16 protein-coding genes are annotated in these 15,708 nt (G+C 60.9%); 8 read left to right on the top strand and 8 right to left on the bottom strand.

All coding sequences use genetic code 11. The features are described from left to right. Window positions 1–138: 138 nt before the first annotated feature. From KUV45_RS07320 to KUV45_RS07340, 5 genes are all read right to left on the bottom strand, one after another. The gene (locus tag KUV45_RS07320; RefSeq protein WP_222162574.1) at window positions 139–507 is read right to left on the bottom strand and encodes a DUF86 domain-containing protein; all 369 of its coding nucleotides are present in this window, start codon (window positions 505–507) and stop codon (window positions 139–141) included. Continuing rightward, window positions 500–790: a nucleotidyltransferase family protein gene (locus tag KUV45_RS07325; RefSeq protein WP_222484440.1), complete on the bottom strand. Its 291-nt coding sequence runs from the start codon at window positions 788–790 to the stop codon at window positions 500–502. The genes KUV45_RS07320 and KUV45_RS07325 overlap by 8 nt, the downstream gene beginning before the upstream one ends. A gap of 219 nt (window positions 791–1,009) precedes the next feature. Continuing rightward, window positions 1,010–1,471 (bottom strand): DNA polymerase III subunit chi, encoded by a 462-nt coding sequence (locus KUV45_RS07330; RefSeq protein ID WP_206941653.1) that lies wholly within the window; start codon window positions 1,469–1,471, stop codon window positions 1,010–1,012. A gap of 87 nt (window positions 1,472–1,558) precedes the next feature. Further along, window positions 1,559–2,653: a branched-chain amino acid aminotransferase gene (locus tag KUV45_RS07335; protein WP_206941651.1), complete on the bottom strand. Its 1,095-nt coding sequence runs from the start codon at window positions 2,651–2,653 to the stop codon at window positions 1,559–1,561. A 236-nt stretch (window positions 2,654–2,889) separates the two neighbouring features. Further along, a complete protein-coding gene (locus KUV45_RS07340) occupies window positions 2,890–4,404 on the bottom strand; it encodes a leucyl aminopeptidase (RefSeq protein WP_206941649.1) in 1,515 nt (504 codons plus the stop codon). Between the two features lie 205 nt (window positions 4,405–4,609). On the opposite strand from KUV45_RS07340, the gene lptF reads away from it, so the two are divergent. The 6 genes from lptF (at window position 4,610) to KUV45_RS07370 (ending at window position 10,060) form a co-directional block, all read left to right on the top strand. Next, a complete protein-coding gene (gene lptF / locus KUV45_RS07345) occupies window positions 4,610–5,692 on the top strand; it encodes an LPS export ABC transporter permease LptF (protein WP_206941647.1) in 1,083 nt (360 codons plus the stop codon). Beyond that, complete coding sequence (gene lptG, locus KUV45_RS07350) at window positions 5,689–6,753, top strand: LPS export ABC transporter permease LptG (protein ID WP_222162576.1); 1,065 nt, start codon at window positions 5,689–5,691, stop codon at window positions 6,751–6,753. Before lptF ends, lptG begins: the two co-directional genes overlap by 4 nt. 92 nt (window positions 6,754–6,845) lie before the next feature. After that, window positions 6,846–7,319, top strand: a complete 474-nt coding sequence (locus tag KUV45_RS07355; RefSeq protein ID WP_222162577.1) for an RDD family protein — start codon at window positions 6,846–6,848, stop codon at window positions 7,317–7,319. Between the two features lie 297 nt (window positions 7,320–7,616). Continuing rightward, window positions 7,617–7,823 carry a bacterioferritin-associated ferredoxin gene (locus KUV45_RS07360; RefSeq protein ID WP_206941640.1) on the top strand — a complete coding sequence of 69 codons (207 nt, stop codon included), beginning with the start codon at window positions 7,617–7,619 and terminating at the stop codon, window positions 7,821–7,823. 351 nt (window positions 7,824–8,174) lie between these two features. Next, window positions 8,175–8,660 (top strand): bacterioferritin, encoded by a 486-nt coding sequence (bfr, locus tag KUV45_RS07365; RefSeq protein ID WP_206941638.1) that lies wholly within the window; start codon window positions 8,175–8,177, stop codon window positions 8,658–8,660. Window positions 8,661–9,310: 650 nt separating this feature from the next. Then, complete coding sequence (locus tag KUV45_RS07370) at window positions 9,311–10,060, top strand: SDR family NAD(P)-dependent oxidoreductase (protein ID WP_206941636.1); 750 nt, start codon at window positions 9,311–9,313, stop codon at window positions 10,058–10,060. Between the two features lie 161 nt (window positions 10,061–10,221). On the opposite strand, the gene KUV45_RS07375 is transcribed toward KUV45_RS07370, so the two are convergent. The 3 genes from KUV45_RS07375 to KUV45_RS07385 all read right to left on the bottom strand — a co-directional run bounded on the left by KUV45_RS07375 (window position 10,222) and on the right by KUV45_RS07385 (window position 12,136). Beyond that, window positions 10,222–10,452: a DUF1653 domain-containing protein gene (locus KUV45_RS07375; RefSeq protein ID WP_222162578.1), complete on the bottom strand. Its 231-nt coding sequence runs from the start codon at window positions 10,450–10,452 to the stop codon at window positions 10,222–10,224. Between the two features lie 113 nt (window positions 10,453–10,565). Further along, window positions 10,566–11,369, bottom strand: a complete 804-nt coding sequence (gene tcdA / locus KUV45_RS07380; RefSeq protein ID WP_222162579.1) for a tRNA cyclic N6-threonylcarbamoyladenosine(37) synthase TcdA — start codon at window positions 11,367–11,369, stop codon at window positions 10,566–10,568. Beyond that, window positions 11,366–12,136, bottom strand: a complete 771-nt coding sequence (locus KUV45_RS07385; protein ID WP_222162580.1) for a pseudouridine synthase — start codon at window positions 12,134–12,136, stop codon at window positions 11,366–11,368. Before KUV45_RS07385 ends, tcdA begins: the two co-directional genes overlap by 4 nt. A 161-nt stretch (window positions 12,137–12,297) precedes the next feature. Between KUV45_RS07385 and KUV45_RS07390 the strand changes: the two genes are divergently transcribed. Together KUV45_RS07390 and aceK are read left to right on the top strand one after the other, a co-directional pair. Beyond that, window positions 12,298–13,776, top strand: a complete 1,479-nt coding sequence (locus tag KUV45_RS07390; protein WP_222162581.1) for a TrkH family potassium uptake protein — start codon at window positions 12,298–12,300, stop codon at window positions 13,774–13,776. A 166-nt stretch (window positions 13,777–13,942) separates the two neighbouring features. Then, window positions 13,943–15,685 carry a bifunctional isocitrate dehydrogenase kinase/phosphatase gene (aceK, locus tag KUV45_RS07395; RefSeq protein ID WP_222162582.1) on the top strand — a complete coding sequence of 581 codons (1,743 nt, stop codon included), beginning with the start codon at window positions 13,943–13,945 and terminating at the stop codon, window positions 15,683–15,685. Window positions 15,686–15,708: the final 23 nt, after the last annotated feature.

Here is a 15,708-nt window from a genome sequence, read left to right on the forward strand (position 1 = left end):
CTTACAAGAGCGTGCGTGACGCGTCCCGACGGAGCGCTGGCGAGAGCGAGGCCTGCGAAAAATGGCGTCGATTATACCCTGAACTGAAGCAGGGCGTCAGGGGCAACCGGTGGTAAGCACACTTGAGATGGAGTTCATTCAGGGCTTCTTTTCGTCCAAGTGGCGCTGCATGGCCTCAATAGCGCGCAAGAGTGCTGGCAGGTCGGTGGAGATGATGCTCCAGACGGTGTGTGTATCAATCCCTAGATAGGCATGAATCAGGCGATTGCGCGTGGCAATGACCATGCGCCATGGGATATCAGGAAAGCGCAGACGGATATCTGGAGGGACATGAGTGGCGGCTTCGCCAATCAATTCCAGGTTTCTGAGGGTGGCGTCAAACAGAAGTTCGTCATTGACGAACTCCGCTTCGCTCACACCGGCGGTATATTTCAGCACCTTGCGTGTGAAAGCCGCCATATCCTCAAGGTAGAAGCGCCATTCACGAGGGCGCGCTCCCTTAGACATGGACAGCCTCGCTCTCGATGAAAGGGCGCAACTCGTCCCGCAGGGCCGTATCGGTGACCAGGTCCACAGGTGCTCCGGTCAGGTCCTCGAGATAGAAGAGAAGGCCAAAGTAGCGTTGAGACGTAGCAGGGCCGTCAAAGCTGACCAGTACGTCTATGTCACTGCTTGAGGTCTCTTGCCCCCTCGCTACCGAGCCAAACACAGCAAGATGCTTGACCCCAAATGTGGCAGTCAGGGTGGGTAGATGCTCTCGGAGTAGTGTCAACAGTGATTGCTTGTCCACTACATGACTCCAGTGCGCCAACATGTCAGACGGGGGCTGCCGTGAAACGTCGCTAACACAAGGGAGGGACGCTGACGTTCTTCCCTAGCATAGTAGATCCGGCTTGGGGTACCACCGTTCAAGGCAGCACCAACCTCGTCGTCTCACAAGATATATGCTGCCGCGTCATCCACGCAGACGGCGCGGATGACGATGAGATGCCAGCCAAGCGTTGATCGATTAACCCTGACCCTTGAGCTGGTGCGGGGTGACGGGATAACCGCGCTGCTTGTAGGTCTTCCAGCACTCGCGCTTGGCCGTCAGCACGTCCTGATGCTGGTTGATGATTTCTGCCACCCGCTCGAAGCGGGAGAACCACTCGGGAATCTCCGGCGACAGGTTGAGCATGGCCTGGGGAGGCGGGTCCAGGCTTGCCGGCGGGCCTTCCCAGCCGATGGTCACAGCCACACGCTTGGCCGCTTCGATGCTGGCGTCGTCGCTGCCTTCAAGGACGTGCGGGACGAAGGCGTCTGGGCGGAAGTCCCACAGGCGTTCATCCAGCTCGCGGGCCATGGCTTCGTCCTCGGCGTAAAGGTAAAGACGGTAGCCCTTGCGTGCGATGGTTTCGGTCAGCCGGCAGGCGAAGGCGATACGCGCCTCCAGCGTGGTGTCGGGAAGGATGTAGAAGTCGATCTTGGTCATGCAATCTGACCTGAAAACTCGGCAAAGGCCGCCCGCAGGCGGCCTGTTGTCTGAAGTGGCTTGAGGCGGTTGGGGGAACGGCGGGTACTAGACCAGTCGCGTCAACCAGCCGTGGGTGTCCTCGACACGACCATACTGGATGTCCAGCAGGCGTTTGCGCAGACGACTGGCCACTTCATTGCTGCCTGAGTGCTCGATGACGCCGTCTTCACTGACCAGTCGACCAATGGACGTGATCACCGCCGCGGTACCGCAGGCGAACACCTCGGTGATCTCGCCGGACGCGACGCCGTCGCGCCATTCATCAATGCTGATGGGACGCTCTTCCGGGGTCAGGCCTTCGTCACGGGCCAGCTGCAGCATGGAGTCTCGGGTGACGCCCTCGAGAATGGTGCCCGTCAGGCGGGGCGTGACCAGGCGCCCGTCACGGGTGACAAAGAACAGGTTCATGCCACCGAGTTCCTCGACCCAGGTGTTCTCGACAGCGTCGAGGAAGGCAACCTGGTCGCAGCCGTGGTCGAAGGCTTCTTTTTGAGCCAGCAGTGACGCCGCGTAGTTGCCGCCGCACTTGGCAGAACCGGTGCCCCCGGGGGCCGCACGGTTGTAGTTGGAGGACAGCCAGATGGACACCGGCTTGATGCCGCCCTTGAAGTAGGCCGAGGCCGGTGCAGCGATAACGTAGAAATCCACTTCCTTGGAGGGACGCACACCCAGGAAGGCCTCGGAGGCAATCATGAAGGGACGCAGATAAAGGCTGGACTCTTCAGCCTCGCTTGCCGGCGTCGGCACCCACTCGACGTCCTGGGCAACCAGCGCCTTGATGGCTCCGATAAAGTCCTCGTCGGAGAGTTCCGGCAAGGCCAGGCGACGAGCGCTGGCACGGAAGCGTGCGGCATTTTTCTCGGGGCGGAAGGTCCAGACGCTGCCATCGGCATGGCGGTAGGCCTTCATGCCCTCGAAGATTTCCTGGGCGTAATGCAGCACGGATGCCGCCGGATCCAGCGATAGCGGGCCGTAAGGGCGTACCTGATGACCGTGGAAGCCGGCGTCTTCGGTCCAACGGATGTGAGCCATGTGGTCGGTAAAGTGACGACCGAAGCCCGGGTTCTCGAGAATAGTGTTGCGGATGCTCGCATCGGTAGCGTTGGCGTTGGGCTCGAGCGAGAAGCCTTGGATGGACACGGGTCGTTCTCCAGAATCGTATCGCGCCGCAATGGCAAGCGGCGACAGCGGATCGGGGTCGAGTCAGGGGCTCGACCAGGATGGGGCGGGCAGAATGCGCTCCTGCCGATAGAGCCAGAATGACACAGGCTCCCCCTGTCGGGGAAGCCTGGTCATGGTCACAAGGCAGCATCACTGTCGTGGGGCTGGCGCTGCTGGGTTGTCAGTGCAGACCGCCTGGCCTGACAGACGCTGTTTCAGTCGTCGCTGGCGACGACCTCTGACTCGCGGTCGAGCAGGTAGCGGGTCAACAGGCCTACCGGACGACCGGTGGCACCCTTGGCGGCGCCGCTGTTCCAGGCGGTGCCGGCGATATCCAGGTGTGCCCAGGGGAAGTCGGTGGCAAAGCGTGACAGGAAGCAGCCGGCGGTGATGGTCCCCGCCGGACGCCCGCCAATGTTGGCGAGGTCGGCGAAGTTGGAGTCCAGCTGCTCCTGGTACTCGTCCCACAGCGGCAGGTGCCAGGCGCGATCCCAGGCGGTCTCGCCGGCATCGAGCAGGTCCAGGGCCAGATCGTCATCGTTGGACATCAGGCCGGTGGCGTGATGACCCAGGGCGATGATGGCGGCGCCTGTCAGGGTGGCAATATCGACGACACTGGCGGGTTCAAAGCGCTCGGCATAGGTCAGGGCGTCGCACAGGACCAGGCGGCCTTCGGCGTCGGTGTTGAGCACCTCCACCGACAGGCCCTTCAGCGTCTTGATGATATCGCCGGGCTTGGTCGCGCGTCCGCTGGGCATGTTTTCTGCCGCTGCGACGATGGCCACCAGGTTGATCCTGGGCTTGATGGCCAGCACGGAGGCCACGGTGCCGAACACGCTTGCGGCACCGCACATGTCGAACTTCATCTCGTCCATGCCCGCGCCAGGCTTCAACGAGATACCACCAGTGTCGAAAGTGATGCCCTTGCCGACCAGGACGTGGGGGGCTTCGTTCTCGTCGTCAGCCCCCTGGTAACGCATTACGATCAACCGCGAGGGTTCATCGCTGCCATGGCCAACCGACAACAGCGAGTGAGCGCCAAGCGCTTCCAATGCCTCTTCATCGAGGATCTCGGTGGACAGGGCACCCGCGGACTCTGCCGCCAGGCGCTCGGCCTCGCTGGCCAGATAGCGCGGCGTACACACATTGCCGGGCAGATTGCCGAGTTGACGCGCCAGGTTGATGCCGGTGCCGACAGCGGCGCCTTGACGAGCGCCTTCCTCGGCAGAGGCGCGGTCATCGCCCTCGCTGAGCAGAATCGACACGCTCTTGAGGCTCGGGGCAGGACCGGCGTCCTTCTTGAAGTCGGTGAAGCGGTAGCTGGCACGGAGTGCGCTTTCGGCAATCTTGTGGGCCTTCCAGTCGACGTCGCGGTCATCGACAGGCACATCGGTGAGAGCGACCGAGACTTCATCGATGGTGAGCTGGGACAGCGCCGCGAAGGCGGCATCGACGGCCTTGCAGAAGGCACCTTCCTGACACTTTGCGCGATCGCCGAAGCCGACCAGCAGCAGGCGGTCGGCAGACAGACCCGGTGCGAAGGGCACCAGCTGAACGTTGCCCAGCTTGGCGTTGAAGTCGCCGCGCTCGATCAGCTGTCCAATCAGGCGCTCGCTGGCGTCATCGAGCTTGGCTGCGGCAGGGGTGAGCTGGCCGTCCTTGAACACCGGGATAACCAGGCAGGCAGTCTCGATCTTGACCGGATTGGCCGTCTTTACAGGGAATTCCATGCTGACTCCACAAGACAAGCGTAGGGGGATTCTGGATAATGCCGGCACGATGCCGAGTCCACCCAGTGTACCCAAGCACCCTGTGGATTGCATGGCCGCCGTTAGCGTTGGCGGGATCAGGCAACGCCTCAGGCAAGGCGACTCGCCCCGGGGTTACACTGGAGCAAGGAAGACAGCTGGGAATGCCCATGGCCAGGAGTGTGCATTGATCATTTTTCGTTATCTTACCCGTGAAATCCTGCTGACCATGTCGGCAGTGGCTGGCGTGCTGTTGCTGGTCATCATGGGTAGCCGTTTCATCCGTTACTTTGCCAATGCGGCTGAGGGCGAGATACCCGCGAGCATTCTTGGCTCTCTGATGCTCTACCACATGCCCGGCTTTCTTGAGCTGATTCTTCCACTGGCATTTTTCCTGGGCATCCTGTTGGCCTATGGCCAGCTCTACTTGAACAGCGAAATCACGGTACTGGTGGCCTGCGGCACCAGTCCCAATCGGCTGCTGACGGTCAGCCTGGTCCCGGCCACTCTGGTGGCGGTGCTGGTGGGGATGTTCAGTCTGTGGTTGACGCCGGCCGGTGCGCTGCACAACGAGCTGGTACTGGAAGAGCAGCGCAGCAAGCTTGATTTCTCGGCGCTGGCGCCCGGACGCTTCCAGGAGTTCGGCAGTGGCCGCATTGCCTATGCCAGCGACGTCTCGGCAGACGGCGAGCGCATGCAGGAGGTGTTTATCAGCGAGCGCCAGAAACGCAGCGACGGGTCTCCCGAAAGCGTGGTGACCCGGGCGACCCAGGGATACCAGACGGTGGACCCGGATACCGGTAGCCGCTATCTGGTGCTAGAAGATGGTGAGCGCTACAGCGCGGAAGCAGGGCGTGCCGATGCCGAGCGGCTTGAGTTCGGCACCTATGCCGTCCGCCTGGCCCGGGCGGTCGAGGCCGTAGAAACGGACTCGGCCGAGTTTGCCACTACCCCAGCGCTGCTCGCGGACCCCACCCCGGAAGCCAAGGCGCAGCTGCAGTGGCGCCTGGGGGCGCCGTTGATGGTGTTTGTGCTGACGTTACTTGCCCAACCCCTGTCGCGGGTCAATCCACGTCAGGGGCGCTTCGCCAAGCTGTTGCCGGCGATCTTTCTCTATGTGGCCTATCTCAGCATGCTGCTGGCCGCCATGGATGCCATCGGTGGTGGGACGCTGCCGGCCATCATCGGCATGTGGCCTATTCACGCAGGCTTTCTGTTGCTTGGCCTGGGCCTGGCATTCAACGCCCAACGCAAGGGAATGAGCGGATGATTCTCGATCGGCTGGACGGCTACATCGCCCGCAATGTGCTGGGTGCCATTCTGGTGGTACAGGTGGTGTTGCTGGGTCTCGACCTCATCATCACCTACATCGACGATCTGGGAGACATCGAGGGAGGCTATGGCGCCTTCGAGGTGTTCCTGTTTCTGTGTTTGAGGCTGCCCTGGCGCTTCTACCAATATGCGCCGGTAGGCGTACTGATCGGTGCGTTGATCGGACTTGGCAGCATGGCCTCCAACAACGAGCTGACCGTCATGCGCGCAGCGGGCCGTTCGTTGGCGCGGATCGTCTGGGGCGTCATGAAGCCCATCATTCTGGTGGTGGTGATCGTATTGACGGTGGCCGAGTTCGTCAGCCCACGCACGGAGCAGTTTGCCCACGCCTGGAAGGTACAGCAGATGCAAGGCGAGGGCGCCGTGGTCACCGAGCGTGGCGGCTGGCAGCGCGAAGGCGACGATTTCTATCGATTTGGTGCCATACGCGCCGACGATACCGTGCTGGATCTGACTCGCTATGAGTTTGATGGCCATCGCCTTGAGTCGGTGACGACGGCCCATCGAGCGGTCTGGCAGGGGCAGCACTGGCAGCTGCAACAGGTAGAAGTCACTCGCTTCACTGATGATCGCACCGAGGTCATCAAGGTGCCGGACCAGCGTTGGGAAACCAGTCTGTCGCCGACCCAGCTTTCGCGGCTGCTGCGGGATGTGGAAACCCAGGCGCCCAGTGAGCTGTGGGCGTATGCCAGTTACCTGGATGACCAGGGCCTGGATGCTACCCAGCCGCTTTTGTACTTCTGGCAGAAGATGCTGATGCCCTTGACCATGGCGTCACTGGTCCTGGTGGCAGCGTCCTTTGTGTTTGGTCCATTGCGGACAGTAGCCGCTGGCACACGGGTGTTCTACGGCGTGATTACCGGACTGGTGTTCAAGTACCTGCAGGACCTGCTGGCGCCTGCGTCTACCGTGTTCGGTTTCTCTCCTGCCTGGGCGGTGCTTGCACCTACATTGGTGTGCGCCCTGCTGGGCCTGCACCTGCTGAGACGATCCGGTTGATGCGTGGGGGATACCGGCATGGCCGGTGTCTGTGGTTAGGCTATGCGCGCGGGCACTCTGCCGGCGTGCGCTGATGTGGTCGAGCAATTGCCATGAATCGACGCTTTACCGATCTTGATGATGTCTGGCCGGCGGGGCTCGGGCGCCGCCTCGGTGCCATGCTTTACGACGGTTTTCTGCTGCTCGCCATCTGGATCGCCATCACCACGCTGCACGTGCTGGTGGTGCGCAAGGTACTGGGGCTGGCACCGGCAGAGGTCGGCGCTGGTGTGTGGCAAGTGTTCAGTCTCAGGCTGCTGCTGGTGGCCGCGGCGTTTGCCTTCTTCGCTTTCTTCTGGCGCCGCGGAGGCATGACTCTGGGCATGCAGGCGTGGCGCTTGCGGGTGCAGACGCTTGACGGGGCGCCTATCAGCTTGCGTCAGACCATGGTGCGATTTGCGGTAGGGGCGGTGTCCTTTCTGCCTTTGGGGCTTGGGCACCTCTGGGTAGTGTTTGACGGCGAGCGACGCAGCTGGGCGGACCTGGCCTCCAGTACCCAAGTCGTGGTGCTGCCTAAACGGTCTTGATGGACGCGTGATGGCTCGCGCGGGCGTCGCAGCGTTCGTGGTCTAGGCCTGCCTTGTGCACGCCCATCCTCTTCCTGGTGAGTCCTTCACCTGCTTTCTCCTGTCTGGCCTTTCTTCTTTTTACGTCCGTTATGGGCCTCGCACGCTGACGTCTTGCCTGAACGGCGGCGTCAGAAGTTGAGCGGAATCATGGAAATTCATATCTTTAGCGAAAGCGAATACGAATAACTCTCGAAAAGGTTGCGTACCGCTATGGGAATCATTTACATTGCCTATAGTGATTCAGGAGAGATGGCAATGTACGTATGCCTGTGCAAAGGGGTCAGTGACCGCCAGATTCGTCAGAGCGTCGACGACGGTGCGCGCAGCTGGCGCCAGGTGCAACGCGAGACTGGTTGTGGCACTCAGTGCGGCAAGTGTGCCTGTGTAGGCAAACAAATCACCCGTGATGCCATCCAGGAAGCGACGAGCGTCGAGCTGGAATCGCTCGCCTATGCGGTGTAAGCGGCGGTGTAAGCGGTTGATCCTGAAACGGTTACGGCGGCCGCCAGCAGTCTTGTCGAGGGCCTCTCTCGCCTGAATTGGCAATCAATATCGTTGTAGTTCTTTTTATCAAGTTATTGATTTGATTGAATTTTCTCATTCGTAGCCTATACTGCTTCTTAACAGGAGCTGGTAGGGCTACTTTTGTCGTGCCAGTGTGTTGGTCATGCTTGAGGCGGGAGGCGATGCCCCCGGCGGATAGCAGTCCAATAACGATACGCAAACGGGGCGGTAGCAGAGCCTCGTTCATTGATAGCAAGTCGACTGGCAACGCATGGTCGGTCACCACCGACAAGCAATGAGGAGCTTCCCATGAAAGGCGATCCCAAGGTCATTCAGCATTTGAACACCGTGCTGGGCAACGAGCTGGTGGCCATCAACCAGTACTTTCTCCATGCCAAGATGTACAAGGATTGGGGCCTGGCGCGCCTGGCGAAGTGGGAGTACGACGAGTCCATCGAGGAAATGCGCCACGCTGATACCCTGATCGAGCGCATTTTGTTCCTCGAAGGGATTCCCAACCTGCAGGACCTGGGCAAGCTGCACATCGGCGAAGATACTCGCGAAATGCTCGAGGCCGACCTGGCGGCAGAGCACACGGGTCGCAATGATCTGATCGAAGCCATCACCTACTGCGAGCAGGTCAGGGACTACGTCAGCCGTGATCTGTTCCAGAAGATCCTCGACGACGAGGAAGAGCACATCGATATCATCGAGACCGAGCTTGGCCTGATCGACAAGGTCGGCCTGCAGAACTACTTGCACAAGCAAATGCAGGAAGCTGGCGGCGAAGAGTAACCTGTGACATTGTCCAGCGCCTGATGCGGTGCTGAATGTCCAGGCGTTGGATGGCCAAACGTTGGATGGCCAGGCATTGGATGTCTAAGCGCAGAATGTCTAAATGCAGAATGTCAAAAAAGGGGAGGCCACTGGCCTCCCCTTTTGCTTGTGACGTCGACCCGGACATGGGAGCAGTCGCTCGCCCTCGATCAGGCTGATCAGAAGATCCCTGATCACGAGTAGGACAGGTCACCCACACAGCGGTGAGTCCAGGGCCCAGGGCGTAGCACCTAGGTCGCGCTTGGCGCGCACTGGGATCGGCCTTTTCTGGTGAGCCAGTGGACGCGGGAACTCTCAGTCTTACTCTTCGAAGGCACTGCCGCACACGTGCGCCTGATGGAGATAACTGTGCTCTATCGGGAGGCCGTCAAGGTGGCGGTGAAGCGCGATGCCACTGCGCGAGGGCCCATGCGGCGAGCCGCGTCCCGAGTTTGGCCATGATCAAGCCGGTTATCGGCCTGCCGGAGCGATACCTTGAGGCCAGCGCGCGGCTGGCCGTCTGCTAATCTGCTTGATGCGCAGCAACCCGAGCACTGAGAGGCTACGACGCTGTGCGATGTACGCCTGCTGCGTACGCACGCATGTCCCGTGCAGAAGGGAGAAGACTCATGTCGATTCGGTTCGAGGGAAAGACAGCACTGCTCACTGGCGCGGCCTCCGGGATCGGGAAGGCGACAGCCGTCAAGTTAGCCGCTGAAGGCGCGGCGGTGATCGTCGCAGATCTGCACGAGCAAGCTGCTCTGGCGGTAGTGGACGAGATTGCTGCAGCGGGTGGCAAGGCGGTCGCATTCGGCGGAGACTTCACGTTACCCGCCGTGAATGAGGCCGCGGTGGCGTTTGCCGTCGAAGAATTCGGAGCTTTGCAGCTAGCGTTCAACAATGCCGGCATTATCGGCCCGCAAGGGCCATTGCACGACGTCGATATCGAGGCGTACAAGCAACTCATCGACATCAACCTTGATGCGGTTTTCTATGGCCTGAAATTCCAGATCCCCGCCATTGTTGCGGGTGGTGGTGGGGCTATCGTGAATACAGCGTCCGTCCTGGGCCTCTTGGGTACGCCTAACTATGTGCCGTATGCCGCGGCAAAGCATGCGGTATCGGGGTTGACCAAAAGTGCAGCACTTCAGTATTCCGCCCAGGGCGTTCGCATCAACTCCGTGCATCCCGGCTACATCGACACGCCGCTGCTTGATGCGTTGAGCCGTGAAGAATATCACTCGCTTGCTGCGCTGCATCCCATCGGGCGTATCGGAACGTCGGAGGAAGTGGCCAATGTCGTGGCGTTCCTGCTTTCCGATGAGGCCGCCTTTGTGACGGGATCGCAATATACCGTCGATGGCGGCTTTACCGCCTAGGGCTTGTACGAAAAGTGCCTGCGCTTGGTGATACGGCGTTAAAAATCGGCTTAAAATGCTCATTTACACCTCGTAAACTGCGCTTTCTCACCGATTTTTGCCTTGTCTCACCTTCGCTTGTCGACTTTTCGGACAAAGCCCAGTAATCGCCTTGTCGTCGTTCAAAATGCCTTTTCGAGCGCAAATCGCGGTCGGTTCTCCCCGTCGACCTGAACGGTTTCGCAGAACATTGCCAGCGGACGTACCCACAGGCCGTAGTCGCCATACAGCGCGCGGTAGACCACCAGCGCCTCCTCGTTCTCGCTGTGCTGGGCGACGCCGAAGACCTCGTAAAGCGCGCCCTTGTAGTGGCGATAGATGCCGGGTACCGGAGGATGGGAAAGGGATGTCATGCTCGTCTCCTGACATGATGGACGCCGGACTTCCTTCGGGCTGGGCTCTTCTGTCGTGCGGCCCGTGGCGTGTCTGGCCCGTAAGGTGTCTAGCGGTGTGGCAAGGCGCTTGCTCAGTTGATCCGGGTGAGTCTGGCCAGCGCACGTGAAGCGGCGACAAAGCCGAAGCTGCCGGTGACAAAGGTGGCGGCGCCGAAACCGCCTTCACAATCCAGTCGAGTGGCCTCACCGGCACCAGGTTTGGTGTGACAGACCTCGCCATCCTGTCCGGGATAGACCAGCTGTTCGTCGGAGTAGACGCACTCGACGCTGAAGCGTCGCTTGGGGTTGCGCGAGAACCCATGGTCTCGGCGCAAGCGTGAGCGAACCTTGGCCAGCAGCGGGTCGTGTTCCGTGCGGGTCAGGTCGGCGACTTTGATTCGCGTAGGATCGGTCTGGCCACCGGCGGCGCCGGTCACCGTCAGGGGCAGCTTGCGGCGCTTGCACCATGCGATCAACGCGGCCTTGGCCACCACGCTGTCGATGGCGTCGATCAGGTGATCGGCATCGGCAGGAATGCGCTCGGCGAGATTGGTGGGCGTGGCGAAGGCCACATCGGTCACTACCTCGATACCGGGGTGAATGGCTCGGCAGCGCTCGGCCAGTACCTCCACCTTGGGACGACCGATGGTGCCGTCCAGCGCGTGCAGTTGACGATTGATGTTGGACACGCAGACGTCATCGAGGTCGATCAAGGTCAACTTGCCGATACCACTTCGCGCCAGCGCCTCCACCGCCCAGCTGCCGACGCCACCCACTCCGACCACCACCACGTGGGCGCGGGCGAGGCGTTGGGCGGCGGTCGCTCCATACAGGCGGCGAATGCCCCCGAAGCGCAAGTCGTAGTCGTTGTCCTGGTGGGATATATCGTTACTCATGAGCGATCTCGGTGGGTCGTTGGTGGCGTCAAGTCAGCGCCGGGCCGAGGAAGGTGAGCGCGCCAGCCAAAGCGATCGAATAGACGAGTCATGGTGTCATCCAGTGGGCAGCAGAGCTGAAGCCGGTGGCGTTCACGGGGATGCTCGAATGCCAGGCTCACGGCGGCCAGCAGCAGGCGATCGCAGTCCAGTTGGTCACGAAAGAAGCGGTTATGGTTGCCCTTGCCGTGCTTGGCGTCGCCAATGATGGGGTAGCCGATGCCAGAGAGGTGTCGGCGGATCTGGTGGCGTCGGCCGCTCATTGGTGTGGCTTCCATCAATGAATAGCGGGCCTGGGGGTAGCGATCGATACGCACCGGCAGCTCCACGCTGTCGAGCCGTCGTACCTCGGTGATGGCGGGCATGGCCGGCATGTCGGCCTTTGGGCGTGTTCCATCTTCTTCCCGCAGCGCTCGATCAATGCGCTCATGATCGGGCCCGATGCCTCTCACCACTGCCAGATAACGCTTGTCGACGTGGCGCTCGCTGAAGGCTTGGCTCAACGGCGCGGCCATCTCAGGTGACAGGGCAAACACCATCACCCCTGAGGTCGGTCTGTCGAGTCGATGCACCGGGTAGACCCGTTGCCCCAGCTGATCGCGCAGCCGTTGCAGCAGGAACTCGGTTTCTCCTCGGGCCAGGGGGCTGCGATGAACCAGCAGCCCTGAAGGCTTGTGCACCGCCACAAGGTCGTTGTCCTGGTAAAGAATGGGCAGGGGCAGAGACATCGTGGGGGTACCTATGGCGTGAATGCGAACTCAAGGCGCGCTATTGTCGCCATGTCGTGCCGTTCTGTCATCCGTGATCACATCAGGGTGTGAGCAGAAGGGGCTTTTCCGGGTGCGCCGTTGGTCTATGATGAGCGCCGACAATCAGTGAGAGAACCACTATGGCCCGAGGGACTGGGATGCTGCGCTGGTGGCTGGATTGGGCTCCTGTGCTCAAGGTGCTGTCGGTGCTGTGGCTGGTATTGGCGCTGTTCATGCTGCTGCCATGGGGGGTACTGCTATGGGAGGGCGACAGTGATGCTCCTGCCTTCGCCCGCTCGCTGTTGACGGTACTGGCAACGGTGCTGGTGTGCTGGTGGTTGACCTGGCGCATCCCGGTGGAGCTCAAGACCCGGCAGATGTTCGTGCTGACCACCCTGAGCTGGCTCAGTATCAGTGGCTTCGCCAGTCTTCCACTGGTGCTGGGGGCGCCCCACCTGACGCTGACCAATGCGGTGTTCGAGTCGGTGTCCGCGATCACGACCACCGGCTCGACCATCCTCACGGATATCGATGGGCTATCCGATGGCCTCAAGCTATGGCGTGGCCTGATGCAGTGGCTAGGGGGCATCGGCATCATCGTCATGGGTATCGCTATCCTTCCTTTCCTCAAGGTCGGCGGGATGCGCCTGTTCCAGACGGAGTCGTCTGACTGGTCGGACAAGGTGATGCCGCGTACCGGCGGAATCGCCAAGGCCACCCTTGGCATCTACGTCTTCGGTACCCTGGCGGCAACGCTGGCCTATGCCATCGGTGGCATGACCCCACTGGACGCGGTGGTCCATGCCATGACCTCAGCGTCGACCGGCGGTTTTGCCAACTCGGATGCCTCTTTCGGGGCCTATGCCGATCAGCCTCATCTATTGTGGCTGGGTACGCTGTTCATGCTGCTCGGCGCCTTGCCGTTCGTGCTGTATATCCGCTGCCTGAGAGGCGCACCGTTGGCGCTGTGGCGTGACGAGCAGGTACGCGGTCTGCTGTGGCTGTTAGTGGTCGTCATCGTGGCGCTCACCCTCTACCGGGTATGGCGTGGCGAGCCGGGATTCATGGCGCTGACGCACACCGCTTTCAATGTGGTGTCAGTGGTGACCACCACGGGCTATGCCAGCGATGACTACAGTCAGTGGGGCCCCTTTGCGGCGATGGCGTTCTTCTATCTGACCTTCGTGGGCGGCTGCAGTGGGTCTACCAGCGGTGGCATGAAGATCTTCCGCTTTCAGGTGGCTATCAAGATGTTGCTGAGCCAGCTGCGTTTTCTGATCCATACCCATGGCGTGTTCGTATCGCGCTATAACGGCGTCCCGCTATCGGACGAGATCAGTCGAGGCGTCGTCGCCTTCTCGTTCTTCTTCTTCCTGACCATTGCCGGCCTGGCACTGGCGCTGGGCCTTTTGGGGCTGGACCTGGTGACGGCGCTGACCGGGGCAGCCACGGCGGTCACCAATGTGGGGCCGGGGCTTGGCGACATCATTGGCCCTGCCGGAAATTTCTCGACCCTGCCCGATGCGGCCAAGTGGCTGTTATGTGTGGGCATGCTGATGGGGCGCCTGGAAATTCTGACGGTGCTGGTGTTGTTGACCCCGATGTTCTGGCGCAAATAGGCGATGTGGGACGCCCGCGCCAAGCGTTGACGTCATCAATGTGCTGGTTAGGACAGTGGGGTTGGCGCTGGTCATGTTGCGGGGCAACATGACAGTCGACATTGGTCGTCTCGCCGAGACCGGCGGGGACCGTCATTCTGAGTCGACGTCCGCCGGGAGTGCCGAGATGAAACTGTCCCCTGCCTATCGCATCGCTGCCACCATCCTGCATGGCTTCGATGAGTACCGTTCGCGCTTCAAGCAGATCACCCTGGACGCCAATCGGCGCTTTTGCGACGCTGCCTGGCGCGAGGCGCAGCAAGCCTCCGCCGAGCGGATCAACCTGTATCAGGCCAAGGTCGACGAGACCCTGGAGCGTCTGAGGCGGACCTTTGATGAAGATACCCTGAGCCACTGCGAGTGCTGGCGAGAAGCCAAGGGGCACTACATCGAGCTGATCAGTCAGCGCCTCGATTACGAGCTGGCGGAAACCTACTTCAATTCCCAGTTCTGCTCGATCTTCCATCATCGTCATATTCGCGACGACTGGATGTTCGTGAATTCCTCCCGGGACGCCGCCAGTCATCACTCAGGCATCGATCTGTGTCGACGCATCGCCGTCGACGGCAACTGGGCGCAGGCCATCCACCAGGCGTTGGCGGGCGCGCAGCTGGGGCTTCCGTTTATCGATCTCGATCATTGCGGGCATCTGGCTCGGGATTTCCTGGTCGATCACCTGTCCGAGGGGTTGCGTGACGGCCACGGAGTCGAGATCGAACTGCTCAAGAGCGTGTTCTACCGCAACAAGGGAGCGTATCTGGTTGGACGCCTGCATCGCGGAGATCAGCAGGTGCCGCTGGTGTTGCCCGTGTTGCATGAAGAGGGCAAGGGGCTGCATCTGGACACGGTGTTGATCGAGCCGGACGAGGTCTCGATCATCTTTTCCTTCACCCGCGTCTATTTTCAGGTCGATGCGACGGTACCCAGAGAGTTCGTCGCCTATTTGCACATGCTGATGCCGGACAAGCCCATCAGTGAACTGTACGCTGCGATTGGCTTCTTCAAGCATGGCAAGACGGAGTTCTTCCGCGCGCTGAATCAGCAGATTGCTCGCCGCGAGGACAAGTTCATCATCGCGCCAGGGGTGCGTGGCATGGTCATGGCGGTGTTCGTGCTGCCGTCCCATCGCACCGTGTTCAAGATCATCAAGGACCGCTTCGATCCGTCCAAGGCGATGAGTCGGGACAACGTGCGCGACAAGTATGGGCTGGTCAAACGCCATGATCGGGTAGGGCGCATGGCCGATACCCAGGAATTTTCCTATCTGGTGTCGCGCAAGGATCACTTTGACCCGGAGTGCCTGGAACACCTGCTGGAAGTGGCACCCTCCACGGTGTATCTCAAGGATGACAAGGTCATCATCAAGCACTGTTACACCGAGCGCATGATGACCCCGCTCAATCTCTATCTGGAGCAGTGTGATGAGGCGGAAACCCGCGCGGTACTGAAAGATTACGGCAATGCCATCAAGCAGATGGCGGCGGCCAACATCTTTCCAGGCGATATGCTGCTCAAGAACTTCGGCGTCACCCGGCATGGTCGGGTCATCTTCTATGACTACGATGAGGTGAGCTACCTCACCGAGTGCAACTTCCGGCATATTCCGGAGCCCTTGTACCCTGAGCAGGAGCTGGCTGATGAACCCTGGTACTCGGTTGGCCCCAATGATATTTTCCCCGAGGAATTCGGGCCCTTCCTGTTCGCCAACGTTCACTTGCGCAAGCTGTTCTACGAGCTGCACCCGGAGTTGTTCGACGCCGATTATTGGAAAAGCCTGCAGCGTGCGATCACCGATGGACACGTGATCGATGTCTATCCCTATCGCAACAAGCAGCGCTTCGCCTCGGACCCCGGGGGCTTGACCTACTGATCGCGAACGGCGGCGCGAAGATC

The organism is Halomonas sp. DP3Y7-2 (assembly GCF_019800795.1).
Classification (GTDB): Bacteria; Pseudomonadota; Gammaproteobacteria; order Pseudomonadales; family Halomonadaceae; genus Halomonas; species Halomonas litopenaei_A.